Annotated in this window: 14 protein-coding genes; all 14 read right to left on the bottom strand. The window is 67.1% G+C overall.

Annotated elements, in window-relative coordinates; all coding sequences use genetic code 11:
* Position 1: 1 nt before the first annotated feature.
* On the bottom strand, positions 2-997 hold the full coding sequence (locus LK10_RS13085) for a Ppx/GppA phosphatase family protein (RefSeq protein WP_043124418.1): 996 nt from the start codon (positions 995-997) through the stop codon (positions 2-4).
* Positions 994-1,698, bottom strand: coding sequence for a DUF501 domain-containing protein (locus LK10_RS13080; protein ID WP_043124416.1), 705 nt, complete (start codon positions 1,696-1,698; stop codon positions 994-996). The genes LK10_RS13085 and LK10_RS13080 overlap by 4 nt, the downstream gene beginning before the upstream one ends.
* Before the next feature lie 31 nt (positions 1,699-1,729).
* The gene (locus tag LK10_RS22650; protein WP_043124414.1) at positions 1,730-2,389 is read right to left on the bottom strand and encodes an FtsB family cell division protein; all 660 of its coding nucleotides are present in this window, start codon (positions 2,387-2,389) and stop codon (positions 1,730-1,732) included.
* 89 nt (positions 2,390-2,478) lie between these two features.
* Positions 2,479-3,759 carry a phosphopyruvate hydratase gene (eno, locus tag LK10_RS13070; protein ID WP_043124412.1) on the bottom strand — a complete coding sequence of 427 codons (1,281 nt, stop codon included), beginning with the start codon at positions 3,757-3,759 and terminating at the stop codon, positions 2,479-2,481.
* A 129-nt stretch (positions 3,760-3,888) separates the two neighbouring features.
* Entirely contained in the window at positions 3,889-5,853 is a 1,965-nt protein-coding gene (locus LK10_RS13065; protein ID WP_156144163.1) for an ABC transporter ATP-binding protein/permease, read from the bottom strand.
* Positions 5,850-6,929: an efflux RND transporter periplasmic adaptor subunit gene (locus tag LK10_RS13060; RefSeq protein ID WP_043124404.1), complete on the bottom strand. Its 1,080-nt coding sequence runs from the start codon at positions 6,927-6,929 to the stop codon at positions 5,850-5,852. The genes LK10_RS13065 and LK10_RS13060 overlap by 4 nt, the downstream gene beginning before the upstream one ends.
* Positions 6,930-7,020: 91 nt before the next feature.
* Positions 7,021-7,698: a hypothetical protein gene (locus LK10_RS13055; RefSeq protein WP_156144162.1), complete on the bottom strand. Its 678-nt coding sequence runs from the start codon at positions 7,696-7,698 to the stop codon at positions 7,021-7,023.
* 222 nt (positions 7,699-7,920) lie between these two features.
* The gene (locus tag LK10_RS13050) at positions 7,921-8,301 is read right to left on the bottom strand and encodes a peptidase inhibitor family I36 protein (protein ID WP_197061937.1); all 381 of its coding nucleotides are present in this window, start codon (positions 8,299-8,301) and stop codon (positions 7,921-7,923) included.
* Positions 8,302-8,400: 99 nt separating this feature from the next.
* Positions 8,401-9,099 (bottom strand): MazG nucleotide pyrophosphohydrolase domain-containing protein, encoded by a 699-nt coding sequence (locus tag LK10_RS13045; protein WP_043124397.1) that lies wholly within the window; start codon positions 9,097-9,099, stop codon positions 8,401-8,403.
* Between the two features lie 11 nt (positions 9,100-9,110).
* Entirely contained in the window at positions 9,111-10,253 is a 1,143-nt protein-coding gene (locus LK10_RS13040; protein ID WP_043124394.1) for an adenosine deaminase, read from the bottom strand.
* A complete protein-coding gene (locus tag LK10_RS13035) occupies positions 10,246-11,022 on the bottom strand; it encodes a DedA family protein (protein WP_081998516.1) in 777 nt (258 codons plus the stop codon). Before LK10_RS13035 ends, LK10_RS13040 begins: the two co-directional genes overlap by 8 nt.
* Positions 11,023-11,152: 130 nt before the next feature.
* Positions 11,153-12,484 (bottom strand): thymidine phosphorylase, encoded by a 1,332-nt coding sequence (locus LK10_RS13030; protein WP_043124391.1) that lies wholly within the window; start codon positions 12,482-12,484, stop codon positions 11,153-11,155.
* Complete coding sequence (locus tag LK10_RS13025) at positions 12,481-12,921, bottom strand: cytidine deaminase (protein WP_408021457.1); 441 nt, start codon at positions 12,919-12,921, stop codon at positions 12,481-12,483. The genes LK10_RS13030 and LK10_RS13025 overlap by 4 nt, the downstream gene beginning before the upstream one ends.
* Positions 12,918-14,117 carry an amidohydrolase gene (locus tag LK10_RS13020; RefSeq protein ID WP_043124389.1) on the bottom strand — a complete coding sequence of 400 codons (1,200 nt, stop codon included), beginning with the start codon at positions 14,115-14,117 and terminating at the stop codon, positions 12,918-12,920. Before LK10_RS13020 ends, LK10_RS13025 begins: the two co-directional genes overlap by 4 nt.
* Between the last annotated feature and the right edge of the window lie 9 nt (positions 14,118-14,126).

Here is a 14,126-nt window from a genome sequence, read left to right as displayed (position 1 = left end):
GTCAGCTCGCGGCGTCGCCCAGCGTGCTGAGCGCGATACCGTCGAGGATGTCGTGCTCGCTCGTGATCGCGGTCGCAATCCTGCCCTCGGTCAGCTCCGCCATCCGCTCGAGAATCCTCCGCCACACGAGAGCTCCGGCGCCGATGACGTCTGCGCGCCCTGGATGCATGTAGGGAAGGGCGATCCGCTGCTCACGGCTCATGCCGAGGAGCGACCCACAGGCCGCCTCGATCTGGGGAAGCGCGAGCTCTGAGCCGTGGATGCGTTCCGGCTGATACGAAGGCAGTGCAAGGGCGTGAGCGGTGATCGTCGTGATCGAACCCGCGACCCCGATCACGGCTGTTGCGGCGGCGAGGGGCACCTCGGCGAGTGCCTCCTCGATGCCGCGGTCGACGTCGTCCTGCGCCTCGGCGATCTCCGAACCCGTAGGTGGGTCGCTTCGGAGGTGCCGCTCGGTGAGGCGCACGCAGCCGATGTCGACCGAGCGCGCCGCGATGACGCCCTCGGCGTCTCCCAGGACGAACTCGGTGCTGCCGCCACCGAGGTCGACGACGAGGACCGGCTCGCCCGCTCGGAGAGGCAGGACGCTCGCCGCGCCCGCGAAGCTCAAGGACGCTTCCTCGCTCCCGGGGACCACCTCGGGCTCGACCCCAAGCCTGGACCGGATTCCCTCGACGAACTCGTCACGATTGCGCGCGTCCCGGGTCGCGCTGGTCGCTACAAAGCGAACCCGTTCCGCGCCGAGACCTTGAATGGTCGCGGCATAGTCCTCGACGGCCGCGAAGGTGCGCTCAAGCGCTTCCGGAGCGAGGAGGCCCGTCGCGTCGACCCCTTGTCCGAGGCGCACGATCCGCATCTCGCGGTGCACGTCGGTGAGTCGCACCGGAGTGTGGGCGGCGTCTTGCACGGGCGCGCCGCCGTGACGAGCGCCGTCTTGGGTGTCCGCCACCAGCAGACGGATGGAATTCGTGCCGCAATCGATCCCGGCGACTCTCATGCGTCCTCCCCCTCAGTTGATCCGGCCCCCGAACGGGGTTCCGGGGACCTGGCCTCCCCGGAACTGGCCTGCTCGCTGGCACGCTTCCGCACCGGCGCGGCTCGCCCCGTCATCGACGGGAGGCCTTGGGGACCGTGACGGCTGAGATCCCTGCTCGGAGCTGGGGACTCGCTATCCCAAGCGCCCGAGCAGTAGCAGCGGTCTGGAGTCCACCATTCGGCGATCCGCTCGATCGCCTCGTCGCCGAGCACGTTGATTCCGGAACCCATCGCGAGCGACTGGCCGACCAGAACGTGGAGACATTTGACCCGCTCCGGCATGCCGCCGGCCGAGACGCCGTCGATCTCGGGAACAGGCCCGGTCCCGGCCCGCTCACCAACGCGCCCGCGCTCGGCCAGATACGCCTCATGCGCGCCGCGGTAGGCAGCGGCCAGTTCGGGCTCCGCCGAGAGCCGCTCGTTCATCTCGTTCATGACGCCCGCCGCCTCAAGGCGCGAGACCGCCGACGTGACGACTGGATGGGTCAGATAGAAAGTGGTCGGGAACGGCGTCCCGTTCGAGAGCCGCGGGGCCGTGGCCGCGACGAGCGGATTGCCGCACACGCAGCGCGCCGGCACCTCGACCACGTCGCGCGCAGGGCGCCCGAGCTGGCGGCTGATGACCTCGAGGTCCTGCGGGGTCACAGCAGTCGGATCTGTCACGGTGTCCTTTCTGGGGCAGCCGGAGCAGGGGTCACTGGGTCGCGGCGCGGCGCACAGCGTCCCAGAGGGACTGCGTCCAAGGGACGTCCGAGGGAGACGAGCCCGAGGTGGCTGCGCTCGTCGCACTGCCCGAGGACGAGGACGTGCCAGCGTCTCCGAAGACCCAGTAGGAGGTCTCTCCGGGCATGACCATATTAATCCGGTCGCGCGCCTGCTGCTGCACATAGGCCGGATCCTGCCAGCGGGAGATCTCGTCCTTGAGGTTCGTCTGATCGGTCTGCTTGGCCGCGATGTCAGCTTGGATCGAGTGGATCTCGGCGCGCTGGCTGAAGAAGACACGGATGGTCGGGGCAAGCATGATCGTGACCGCGACAAGCACGAGGGCGAGCGCGAGGATGCGGCCCGAAAAGGCTCGCGCAGGCACAGGCTGCTGGTCGCGCGCCGCGGACCGCTGGGCCGCGGAGAGCCTGGGCGCGGAGGCGCGGGGCGTGGCGGCCCTGCTTGTGGATGCAGCTCGAGCGCGCGTGGCCGTCGTCGTCGTGCGGCCCGTGGCGGACGACGACGCCCGCTCACCGGCAGCCCTGTAGGGCGCCTCGTGGTGGTCGTCGCCCTTCGCAGCGGATGCCGGCGAGGCCGTCTGGGCGCCGGCGGCCCGGACGGACCGGGGCACCTGCGGGCGTCTCGTCGCCATGGAAATCCCTCCAGAAACGGCAGCGGCGGCTATGGTCTCGTTCAACCATAGCCGCCGCGACCTGCTGAGCCGGGGAGACCGGCCGGGGTTTAGGCCTTGAAACGCGGGAACGCGCTGCGCCCGGCGTAGCGGGCGGCGTCGTCGAGCTCTTCCTCGATCCGGAGGAGCTGGTTGTACTTCGCGACGCGCTCCGAACGGGCAGGGGCGCCGGTCTTGATCTGGCCTGCGTTCGTGGCGACAGCGATATCCGCGATCGTCGTGTCTTCCGTCTCGCCCGAACGGTGGGACGTGATGGTCGTGTAGCCCGCGCGCTGGGCGAGGGAGACGGCGTCGAGCGTCTCGGTGAGCGAACCGATCTGGTTCACCTTCACGAGCAACGAGTTCGCGGTCTTCGCATCGATGCCCTGCTGGAGTCGCTTCGGGTTGGTGACGAAGAGGTCGTCGCCCACGAGCTGGACCTTGTCTCCGATCGCGTCGGTGAGGGTCTTCCAGCCGTCCCAGTCATTCTCGTCGAGCGGATCCTCGATCGAGACGAGCGGGAAGTCACGGACGAGCTCCTCGTAGTAGGCGCTCATGTCCGCAGCCGAACGCGACTGGCCCTCGAACTGGTACGCACCGTCGTTGAAGAACTCGGAGGAGGCTACGTCAAGCGCGAGTGCAACATCCTTGCCGGGCTCGTAGCCGGCCTTCTTGATCGCCTCGGTGATGAGCTCGAGTGCGGCCCGGTTCGACGGGAGGTTCGGAGCGAACCCGCCCTCGTCGCCAAGGCCGGTCGCGAGGCCCTTCTCCTTCAGGACACCCTTGAGCGCGTGGTAGACCTCGACTCCCCAGCGCAGGCCTTCCGAGAACGTCTCGGCCCCGAGCGGGACGACCATGAATTCCTGGATGTCGACGTCCGAGTCGGCGTGGGAACCGCCGTTGAGGATGTTCATGAGCGGTACCGGGAGGACGTGCGCGTTCGGGCCGCCGAGGTACTTGTACAGCGGGAGGTTCGCGGAGTCCGCCGCGGCGTTGGCCACGGCAAGCGAGACGCCGAGGATCGCGTTCGCACCGAGGTTCGACTTGTTGGGCGTGCCGTCGAGATCGATCATCGCCTGATCGATCGCGCGCTGATCGGTTGCGTCGAAGCCCTGAAGGGCAGGGGCGATCTGATCCACAACAGCCTCGACGGCCTGCTGGACTCCCTTGCCGAGGTAGCGGCCCTTGTCGCCGTCGCGACGCTCCACCGCCTCGAACTCGCCGGTCGAAGCGCCCGAGGGAACCGCGGCGCGCCCGAGCGAGCCATCGCTCAGGAGGACCTCGACCTCGACCGTGGGGTTGCCGCGGGAGTCGAGGATCTCGCGGGCGTGGATGGCATCGATAAGGGCCATGGATGAACTCCTTGCAATGGTGAGCAATGGTGAACGGAGCGTTTGGGCACGCGAGAGTTACGCGTGGATGACCTCGGTGTCACCCACAGCCTAGTGGGCGCGCGGGACACGCGCGACACTGTGACTCCTCTAGCCACGGATGCGCTCCGCAATGGAGCCCGTTGCGGCCGCCCAAGCCGGATACACGGCGGCCACGACGCCTACGACGGCCCCGAGACCCGTCCCCAGTGCCACCAGCTCTGAGTTCAAGACTGCCGTCCAACCTTGAAGGAGGCAGTAGACGACGACGGCCCCCACCCCGAGCGCCGAACCCAGTAGGCCGCCGCCCAGCCCGAGCACGGCTCCTTCGAGCAGGAAGATCCTGGCGATCGAGAGGCGGCTCGCGCCGAGAGCCCGGCGCAGGGCGATCTCCGCAGAGCGGGACTGGACCGCGAGGTACATCGCGGAGGCAGCGCCGAGGCCCGAGAACAGCAGGAGGGCCCATGAGACCACGCGGACCAGATCAGCGAGATCGGCTGAGACTCCCCGGCGGAGCGAACGGAGGTCCGCCGTCAACGAGACCGTATACGCGCCCGGCTGCGCGGGGTTGAGGGCCAGCGGGATAGCCGAGCGCAGCGCAGCAGGGTAGCCGTCCTCGGTCCGCACGAGGAGAACCGGGCTCAGCCCTGCACGCCCGGCGAGCGATGCGAAGTTGACGACGACGGCGTCCCGGAGTCCCGGAGCGCGGCTCGCGCCCCGCAGTCCCCCGATGACGTCGATTCTGCGCCCGTCTATCCACACTTGTTGGCCGATGGCGTTGCTCTCCAGGCCGAGAGCTCTGGCCGCTCCCTCGCCGATGACGGCCGCCGGCCTCCCCTGCCGGGTGGCGGCGTCGAACGCCGCGAAGCTGCCGCGCCCTGAGGCCTCCGCGCCCTGCAAACCCAGCCAGTCGCCGTCGGCCGCCATGAGCTCTCCCCTGAACCGGGACTGACTTGGGACGCTCTGGGGCGGAAGGACAGTGACCGAATACTCCTGACTCGAGAGCGTGGCGTTCACGCCCGTGCCCCGCACTCCGTCGAGGCGGCCAAGCCTTTCGCGAATCTGGTCCATTGTGGCGAAGAACTCGTGCTCGAGCGTCGGTTCGCCTGCAGCAGTGACTGTGACCTCATCGAGCGCCGCGGCGGATATGCGCTGCGACACCTGAGCGGCGGCGCTCTCGCTCAGGCCGACTGAGGCCGTGAGCCCGGCGACACCCAGCGCAAACGCGAGGACAACCATTGCACTGCGGGCGATCCGGGACGTCGCGGACGAGAGCGCGTCAGAGATGTCATCGAGGGGGTCCCAGCGCGTGCTGCGCGGATTCTCCTGAGAGGCGGGAGCGACGGCCGCGCTCATGAGAGCCGGGGGCGCCTCGTCCTCGGATACCTCGCCGTCCACGATGCGGATCCGACGTCTGGCTGCCGCTGCAACCCGCTCGTCATGGGTCACGACGACGACGGTCGTCCCCTCTGCGTTGAGCTGCCTGAGCTGGCGGATGAGCTCTTCGCCGTTCCGGGAGTCGAGGTTCCCTGTGGGCTCGTCCGCCAACAGGATGGGTGCGCTCGTCGAGGCAGCACGCGCGAAGGCAAGCCGCTGCCTTTCCCCGCCCGAGAGGTGGCGGCCTCGCGTGGACCATCGATGGCCGAGCCCCACTCGGGCGAGTCCGCGGGCTACTGCCCTCGCCCGGTCCCGCCGTCGGATGCCTTGCACCCGGAGTCCGAGCGCCGCGTTCCGGGCGGTCGTCTCCTCGCGGAGGACGTGGGATTCCTGGAAGACGAAAGCGAAAGTCTCCTTGCGGAGTCTGCAGAGATCGCGTTCCCGCAGGCTCCCGACGGGGCACCCGTGCAGGAAATACTCCCCCTCATCAGCCCTATCCAGCGTTCCAATGATGTTCAGGAGCGTGGACTTGCCCGAGCCGGAGGCGCCGACGATCGCCACGAAGTCGCCGTCCTCGATATCGAGGTCGCAGCCCCGCAGGGCAACCGTGCCTTCGTCGAAGCTTTTGGCGACGCCGCGCAGGGAGATTGCAGGCCGGGAGATTGAGTCCGTCCGGAAAGCCGCCTGAGCCACACTCACCTGACAATGACCCTTGTTCCCACAGGAAGCTCGGGGCTCGCGTCGATGCTGGCCCACCCGCCTTCCTGGGCGAGGACCTTGACGGCCACATCCCGCGCGGACGGTGACGAGCCCGCGGCCCCCTGCTCGGCTTCGCGCGTGACGAACGTCCCCTCTGATCCCTGTCTGATGGCGCTCAACGGCACGGCGGGCCCACGCTTTCCCTGGCCGCTGACCGTCACGGAGACTGTGCTCGCCTCTTTGAGGGCGGCAGCGTCCTGGGCGGACAGCTCGACGCGGACATCATGGCCGGCACGCTGTTCCTTCGAGGCCTCGTTGCTCTGGAACGGCCCTATGGATGCAATGTTCCCGGCGAAACTGGCCCCTCCCGATCCTCTGACCGTCACGGCCGTTCCAACCTTCACCGAATCGGCTTCCGGCACCGTGAACCGCGAAGTGACCGCCTGCTGGCCCGCAGACAGGACGAACAGCGGCTTCCCCGGCTCGAGCCTCTGCCCGACGGCCGGGCCGACACGTACGGAACCCTCGCCCGCCCCAAAGGCGAAGTGATCTACAGCGATGTACGGTTTGCCCTCGCGCTCAGGCAGATTTTGCTTCTGGCCCTTGTACCAGAGGACTGCGGCCGTGACGGTGCGGGCGTCCATCGTGCCGGTAGCAGCCCCGCGCAGATAGCCCAGACGCAAGAGCAGCGTCTGGAACGCCGAGACATCGGGGCCGGTATCGCCCTGGCGCAGGTCACGGTAGAGCGGGACGTCCTCGGGCAGGAGGAAGACCGGAACGCCCGAGACCGTGGCCAAGAGGTCGCCGAACGCGACCGGATTGCCCTGGGCCTTTGCCACCGACGTGACAACCTGCCTCGCACCGCCCGAGGATCCCTCGAATCTGATCTCCCGAGTCGGCGCACCGCTCACATTCCCTTGGACGCTCAGGCTTGAGGTAACCACTCGTTCCTCGACGGCTGCTGTCACACGGACGGTCTCAGGGGCCTGCCGGAGCGTTAGGTCGTCCGGGGAACGAACGAGGGTGCCGAGCCAATAGCTGCACGCAATGCTCGCGACCACGAGGAAGACGAACACGGAAATGACGCCGGGCCGACCCCCAAAGGGAATGCGTCCAGGAGCGTCAGGGCTTCCCTCGGAGCTCCTCAACTCCCGAGAGCCACGCCTCTTACGCCCCATGCTCAGCCAGGACCTTGCGCGCTCTCGCCAGCGCGTCCTGCTTCGCCTTGGCCAACTCGGCGAGCTGGGCTTCTTTTGGGGCCATGAGCGCAGCTTGGTACTGCGCCTCAATATCGGACAACCGCTGCATCACCGAGTGCTTCTGCTTGCACCGCACGTCCTTGACTGCGTCGCGGATCTGCTGTTCCTTCGATGAGTTCCCCCGTGCCACACCCCATTCGCCGTTCGCGGGATCGAGTGTGAGGCCTTCGGCTTTGATGCATGCCAGCCATTGAGCGTTGACTTGCCGATACTCCGGATCGCGGTACGTGAGATCCGTGGCCTGCGAGGAAAGTTGCCCAACCACCGTGTTGGCAGTAGCCGCCCAACCCGGGGTCATCTCAGGAATCAGATCACCCGTTGACTCAAGCTCGGACCTGCACTCGCGAGAAGCTTCGACGGCGTCGCCAGGAGGCCCGTCTGGGCCGTAGCGGACACCAGAATCATAAATCCCGTCCGCTCTTTTGATCCGGACGGATTCCCAGCCATTGACTTCTGCGAGCTTCATCACCCATGGGCCATAGCGCCGATTTTCTCTTACCTCGAAGTCAGTGTGCCCTTCGAGAAGGGGTCGGCCCTGGGCCTTCACACACTGTTCAACGAGAAATGCATTGGCAGACGACACCACTTCCCACTCCTCGGGGGAGAAGACGTAATCGTCCAGAGGAAGACGGATGCTCGCCGTCCCCTCGTCCAGCGCTGCTTTTATGTGCGCGAAGGGCGAACGGTCGACTGGCGAAGGCGTCGCACTCCCAGCCGACGAACCTTCCTGTGGAAAACCGGCGCAGCCAGCTAGAAGAAGAGCCGAGGCTGCCGCCCCAACAACGATAGATCGTGTAAGAGGCACGGTTCAGTAAGCTTCGTCGTGGCTACTGATTTTGTCGTTCCAGCTGCCGCCTCCAGGAAAAGCCAGCGACGTCAGGTTGAAAGCTTGAAATTCTTTTGCATAGAACCTGCTTCCCCAGAACCCGGCATTCTCGTAGAACATCACATAGTGATACCTATCGTCGACCGTCTTACCGATCCGAAAAGTGCTCGCCTGATCATTCATCCAGCCGACATAGCCGTTACGGTATGGCGCACTGTACTTTGCCCCTCCGTAGTTGATGTCGGTCCAGAAGCAGACTCGGCCGTCGGCGCATCCGGAGTCGGCCGTGGCCGGCGCGAGACCCACTCCCCCGACAAGACCGGCCAGTACCGCCACAACCCCGGCAATTCGCATCTTCTTCATGACGTCCCCTCCCATGTCCGCGCCCAGCACCCTCTGCCAGTTCGCTTTTCTGAAAGTACAGCTCTGGAGGGGGGTTGCCAAGGTGAGTGATCCGATCAGTCACGCGAGAATGCGCCGAACAGCAGCCCGAAGGGCGCGCTCCGCGTCGAATCCGCGTGATCTCGCGGCTTGGACGATGTCCAGAAGCCGGTCGCCCAGCTCGTCTTCGGTCACAAACTCAGCTCGCGCAGACCCCCCACTGTCCGCAGGCGGAGGCTCGGCGCCGTCGAGGGCCCTGCGCCGCTCGGCTCGCCCGAGCGCCTTGTCTGCGAGCGCCAGGGCTGGGAGATGGCGAGGGAGGCCCTCGATTGCTTCGCCGTCTCGGGCTCGCGGCGGGAGGACGTCGTCCCGATCGGCGGCCGCCGCCCGCTCAGCTTTTTCGTCGCGCTTTGCCGCATCCCATGAGGCGATGATCTCCTCGACCGTCGCAGGAAAGCTCGGCTGCAGCCCGCCGTCGGCCGTGAAAACGTGCCGATTACGGCGAATCATCTTGGCCGTGAGAGCCTCGGCCACGGCGTCCAGATCGAAGGCTCCCCGCTCACGCGCAATCTCGGCGTGCAGCACTACCTGAAGCAAGACGTCAGCGAGCTCCCCCTTGAGCTCCTCCTCGGGCTGCCGATCCTCGATGGCCTCTACGAGCTCGTAGGACTCCTCGACGAGGTACTCGACGAGCGAGGCGTGTGTGAGCGCCGCCGTCCACAGGCAGTGCTCACGGAGGAGACGGACCACCTCCACAAGACGGTCGACGGCGACGCTCACCTTGGGAGGCCTTACTCGCCGAGGCTTCCGTAGGCCTCGTTGATGAACTCCACGAGGTCTTCCCTGTCCTCAAGCGGAAGGAATGCCGCCTCTGCCGCGTTGAGCGTGAGCTCGAGAAGGTCATCGAGGTCGTAGTCGAACGCCTCGACGAGCAATTCGAATTCGTCCGTGAGGGTCACGCCGCTCATGAGTCGGTTGTCCGTGTTCACGGTGACCTTGAACCCGAGCTCGTAGAGCATGTCGATCGGGTGGTCGAGGATGTCCTCGCCCCAAGGCGCGATGGCGCCGGTCTGAAGGTTCGATGACGGGCAGAGCTCGAGCGGGATCCCGCGGTCGCGGACCCAGGCCGCGAGTTCGCCGAGCGAGACGTCCAAGATCGGCACCCCGTCCTCGTCGACCTCGCCCGATTCCTCGACCGAGATGTCCTCGGCGATGCGGACACCATGGCCGAGGCGCAGCGCGCGGCCGTCGACAAGGGCGGACTGGATGCTCGCGAGCCCCGCCGCCTCGCCAGCGTGCACAGTCACGGGAAAGTTCCGGCGGGCAAGGTACGTGAAGGCGTCCGCGAAACGGGATGCCGGGAAACCGTCCTCGGCGCCGGCGATGTCAAAGCCGACAGCGCCATGCTCGCGATGCCGCACGGCGAGCTCTGCGATCTCCTGCGAACGGTCGGCGTGCCTCATGGCGGTGATGAGCTGGCCGACAGCGATGACGCGCCCTGACTCCTCGACCTTCGCGATGCCCTCCTCGATTCCCTCTTGCACGGCCTCTACAGCCTCATCGAGGGTGAGTCCGCGGGCGAGGTGCTGCTCAGGCGCCCATCGGACCTCGCCGTACACCACGCCGTCGTCCGCGAGATCCTCAACGAACTCGCGGGCGATGCGTCGCAGCGCTGACCCCGTCTGCATCACGGCAACCGTGTGGTCGAAGGTCTCGAGATAGCGCGGGAGCGAGCCGGAATCGGCGGACTCGCGGAACCACTGAGCCAGGGCCACGGGTTCGGTGGAGGGCAGCTCATGCCCGATCTCTGCGGCGAGCTCGATGATCGTGGCAGGCCGCAGGCCGCCGTCGAGATGGTCGTGGAGGGAGACCTTGGGAAGGGAACGAAGGTCGAAGGTCAGATCAGGGGCAGCATCGATGATCGGCTCAGTCACGGTCCAACTTTAGGGAAGGGCCACGGCGCGCACCAGCCGGGCCCTCGGCACCACCGCGGTGCGGGGCATAGTCATCCGTCGAAAGTCCGGCCTCTGGATGCTGACTGAGGTGCGAGCGACGCGCTGCCTCTGCGCGTGCCGCTGCCCGCTCCGCGTCCTTCGCGTCTCGCCAACGGTGGAGCATCGTGATCAGGTGATCGAGGATGACCCCGAGGATGAGCGCGAACACGACTGCGACGGCAGCGCTCCCAAGCGGGTTGTGGTGCAGCCACGGGAAGGAACTCGCCAGCAAGCCGACGCCCAGCGAGTACCCGACCCACGTCAGGCACGCGAACGCGTCCAGCCAGAAGAAGGTCCGATGACGGAATCGAGTCGAACCTGCCACGTAGTTGACCGCCACACGGCCCCATGGGATATAGCGCGCGGTGAAGATGAGGACTGCTCCGCGTTTATCGAGCTCGTGCCGCGCCCACGCGAAGACCTTCTGCACTCTCGGTCGGCGCATCCACCGCCAGCGATCGATTCCGATTCCGCGTCCGAGCATGTACGCAGTGTTGTCCCCGGCTATGGCCCCCACGAGCGCCGTCAGCCCGAGGATCCACAGATTGGGCTCGCCGCTGTGACGCCAGTAGGCTGCAAGTGCGACGATGAGCGTCTCGCTCGGAGCGATGACCGCAAAGCCGTCGATGAAGAAGAAGACGAGCAAGATCGGATAAATCCACCACTGCCCAGCAGCATGCAGAATCGCGTGATCCAGAACGTTCAGCATGCGATGGTGCTCCTTGTGCGGCGGGCTCATTTCAGTGTCGCACGCCCTTGAGCGTGCTGCCATCCGCTGGAGTTATTCCCTCCGCGTAGCCGCGCTGTCCCCTGGCGCCGCTAAGGTCGCCTTCAGCGTTTCACGCGACCCGGTCGATGACAAGCATCTGGGCCGGACGCGCCCCGGCGGGCGCGATCACGGCAGCGCCTTCGAGCGCTTGCTTCGCCCGCGCGAAGCGGTCCGGGCTGTCAGTGAGGAGCGTCATGAGGGGCTCGCCAGCGCGGACAAACGCGCCCGGCTTCGCGTGCAGCCGTACCCCCGCCGCCGCTTGCACAGTATCTTCCCTGCGCGCCCGGCCTGCACCGAGGCGCCACGCAGCCACTCCGACTTTGAGGGCGTCGAGTTCGACGAGAACTCCGTCTGCCGCGGCGTAGACAACATCGGATTCGCGCGCTACCGGAAGCACGGCATCCGGGTCGCCGCCTTGGGCTGCGATCATCCGCCGCCACACGTCCATCGCCCGGCCGTCGCGGAGCGCCTGGCCCGGGTCGGCGTCGTGCACCCCCGCGCACGCGAGCATCTCCTCGGCGAGGCGCACCGTGAGCTCGACGACGTCGTCCGGGCCTCCGCCCGCGAGCACCTCGACGGCCTCCTCGACCTCGATGGCATTGCCGACCGTGAGCCCGAGCGGCGTTGACATGTTGGTCAGGAGCGCGACCGTTTTGACTCCGGCGTCCAAGCCCAGGGCGACCATGGTCTCAGCGAGTTCCCGCGCCTGCGCCTCGTCCTTCATGAAGGCTCCCGAACCGACCTTGACATCCAGGACCAGTGATCCGGTGCCCTCGGCGATCTTCTTGCTCATGATGGACGAGGCGATGAGCGGAATTGATTCGACCGTTCCCGTGACGTCGCGGAGCGCGTAGAGCTTCTTGTCGGCCGGCACGAGGCCGCTGCCTGCAGCGCAGACGACGGCGCCCACCCCTTCGAGCTGAGCCATCAGCTCATCGTTGCTGAGGGTGGCACGCCACCCGGGGATCGACTCGAGCTTGTCGAGGGTCCCGCCTGTGTGGCCCAGCCCCCGGCCGGAAAGCTGGGGTACTGCGACCCCGAACACGGCCACAAGCGGGGCGAGGGGAAGCGTGATCTTGTCGCCGACTCCCCCGGTGGAATGCTTGTCCGCCGTGGGCCGGACTCCCCCTCCGGGTGCCCGCAGCGCCGAGAAGTCGAGGCGCTCCCCCGACGCTGTCATGGCCGCAGTCCAGCGCGCCGTCTCGCGGTGCGTCATCCCGTTGAGCAGGATCGCCATGGCGAGCGCGGACATCTGTTCCTCCGCGACGACCCCGCGGGTGTAGGCGTCGACGACCCATTCGATCTGATCGTCCGAGAGATCCTTGCGGTCCCGCTTGGTACGGATGACGTCGACGGCGTCGAAGGATTCCGTCGGGTTGCCCGGCTCAAATGCGTCGCTCACATTCCCTCCTCGGGCGCTTCCAGGTTTTCGGGCCCGAAGGCATCCGGGAGGATGTCTTCGATTGAACGGACACCGCGGGCAGTCATGAGCTGCATGCCGGGGGCGCGGAATTCATAGAGGAGCTGACGGCAGCGCCCGCAAGGCATGAGCGGCCTGCCTTCGCCGTCGACGCACGCGAAGGCGCGGATCCTTCCACCGCCGGTCATCTGGATCTGGCCGACGAGCGTGCACTCAGCGCAGAGGGTGAGCCCATAGGATGCATTCTCGACGTTGCATCCGCAGACCGTCCGCCCGTCGTCGAGCAGCGCCGCCGCGCCCACCGGAAAACGCGAGTACGGGGCATAGGCCTTCCGCATCGATGCGTGGGCAAGGGCGGCCAGCTCGTCCCAGTCGACAGCCTCAGCCTCTGACAGGCCCTCCAATGACTGCAAGGTCACAGATCCCGCACGCTGCGGAGCGCTGCGGCCGCGAGAACCCGAACGCCGCACGCAATAGCACCCTCGTTGACGATGAGGTCGCCGCGGTGGAGGTCATACTCCTCGCCGCCCGGCGTCGCGATGCCGAGGCGGAACATGGAACCCGGGATCTCGCCGAGGAACCAGGCAAAGTCCTCCCCGCCCATCGACTGTGGCGTCAGGACCACGGCAGCCTCCCCGAGCTCCGCCCGGGCAGCTGCCTCGATGAGCGCCGTCTCGTGCTCGGAGTTCACGACCGGCGGCACGCCCCGCGTGTGCTCGAGCCGCACATCTACCCCGTAGGGCGCGGCGACCTGCTGGACCACCTCGTCGAGGAGTTCGCCGGCGCTGTGCCACGCCTCGCGATCGAGGCAGCGCATGGTGCCTGCCATGTGGCCGACGGCGGGAATAGCGTTGGGCGCGGCTCCGGCAGCGATCTGGCCCCAGACCATCGAAACGCCGCTCCGGACGTCGACGCGCCGGGACAGGACGGCCGGGACGTTGATCGCGATCTGCGAGAGGGCGAACACGAGGTCCTCGGTCAGGTGGGGGCGCGAGGTATGTCCGCCCCGTCCGACGAGCTCAATCCTGATCGTGTCCGAGGCCGAGGTGATCGAACCGATCCGCGTCCCAATGCGTCCGACCTCGATCCTGGGATCGCAGTGCAGCGCCATAATGCGCGGAACGCCGGAGAGGACGCCTTGATCGATGCAGGCGAGGGCGCCCCCCGGCATCGTCTCCTCGGCCGGCTGGAAGATGACCCGCACCGTTGCGCCGAGCGGCTCCTCGCGATGCTTGTCCGCGAGCACGAGGGCGGCACCGAGGGCACACGTCGTGTGGACGTCGTGCCCGCACGCATGCGTGACGCCGTGGTTCAGCGAGGCGAACGAGAGACCCGTCTCTTCGATGATGGGAAGGGCGTCGATGTCGCCGCGAAGCGCCGTCGCGATGGGCCCCTCGCCGATGTCGACGACGACGCCGGTCCCCTCGAGGCGCCGCGGCTCAAGACCTGCTGCCTCAAGTCGGGCAACAATGCGGTCCGTCGTGCGGAATTCCTGAAAGCTCAATTCGGGGTGCGCATGAAGATCACGACGGAACGCGATGAGATCCGGGAGGAGATGATCGAGACGGGGGCCGACGAGAGGCGTCGGGTCGGCTTCCGTGGTGTAGTTGCGCACTCGTTCACT

Source organism: Sinomonas humi (assembly GCF_000802235.1).
GTDB lineage: Bacteria > Actinomycetota > Actinomycetes > Actinomycetales > Micrococcaceae > Sinomonas > Sinomonas humi.
The sequence above is the reverse complement of the archived record's forward strand: the minus strand, read 5'-3'. Positions and strand labels throughout refer to the sequence as shown.

Coding starts and splice junctions, on each gene's coding strand:
- LK10_RS13085 (WP_043124418.1), bottom strand. CDS start 997: ATGAGAGTCGCCGGGATCGATTGCGGCACGAATTCCATCCGTCTGCTG.
- eno (WP_043124412.1), bottom strand. CDS start 3,759: ATGGCCCTTATCGATGCCATCCACGCCCGCGAGATCCTCGACTCCCGC.
- LK10_RS13035 (WP_081998516.1), bottom strand. CDS start 11,022: ATGCTGAACGTTCTGGATCACGCGATTCTGCATGCTGCTGGGCAGTGG.
- LK10_RS13050 (WP_197061937.1), bottom strand. CDS start 8,301: ATGAAGAAGATGCGAATTGCCGGGGTTGTGGCGGTACTGGCCGGTCTT.
- LK10_RS22650 (WP_043124414.1), bottom strand. CDS start 2,389: ATGGCGACGAGACGCCCGCAGGTGCCCCGGTCCGTCCGGGCCGCCGGC.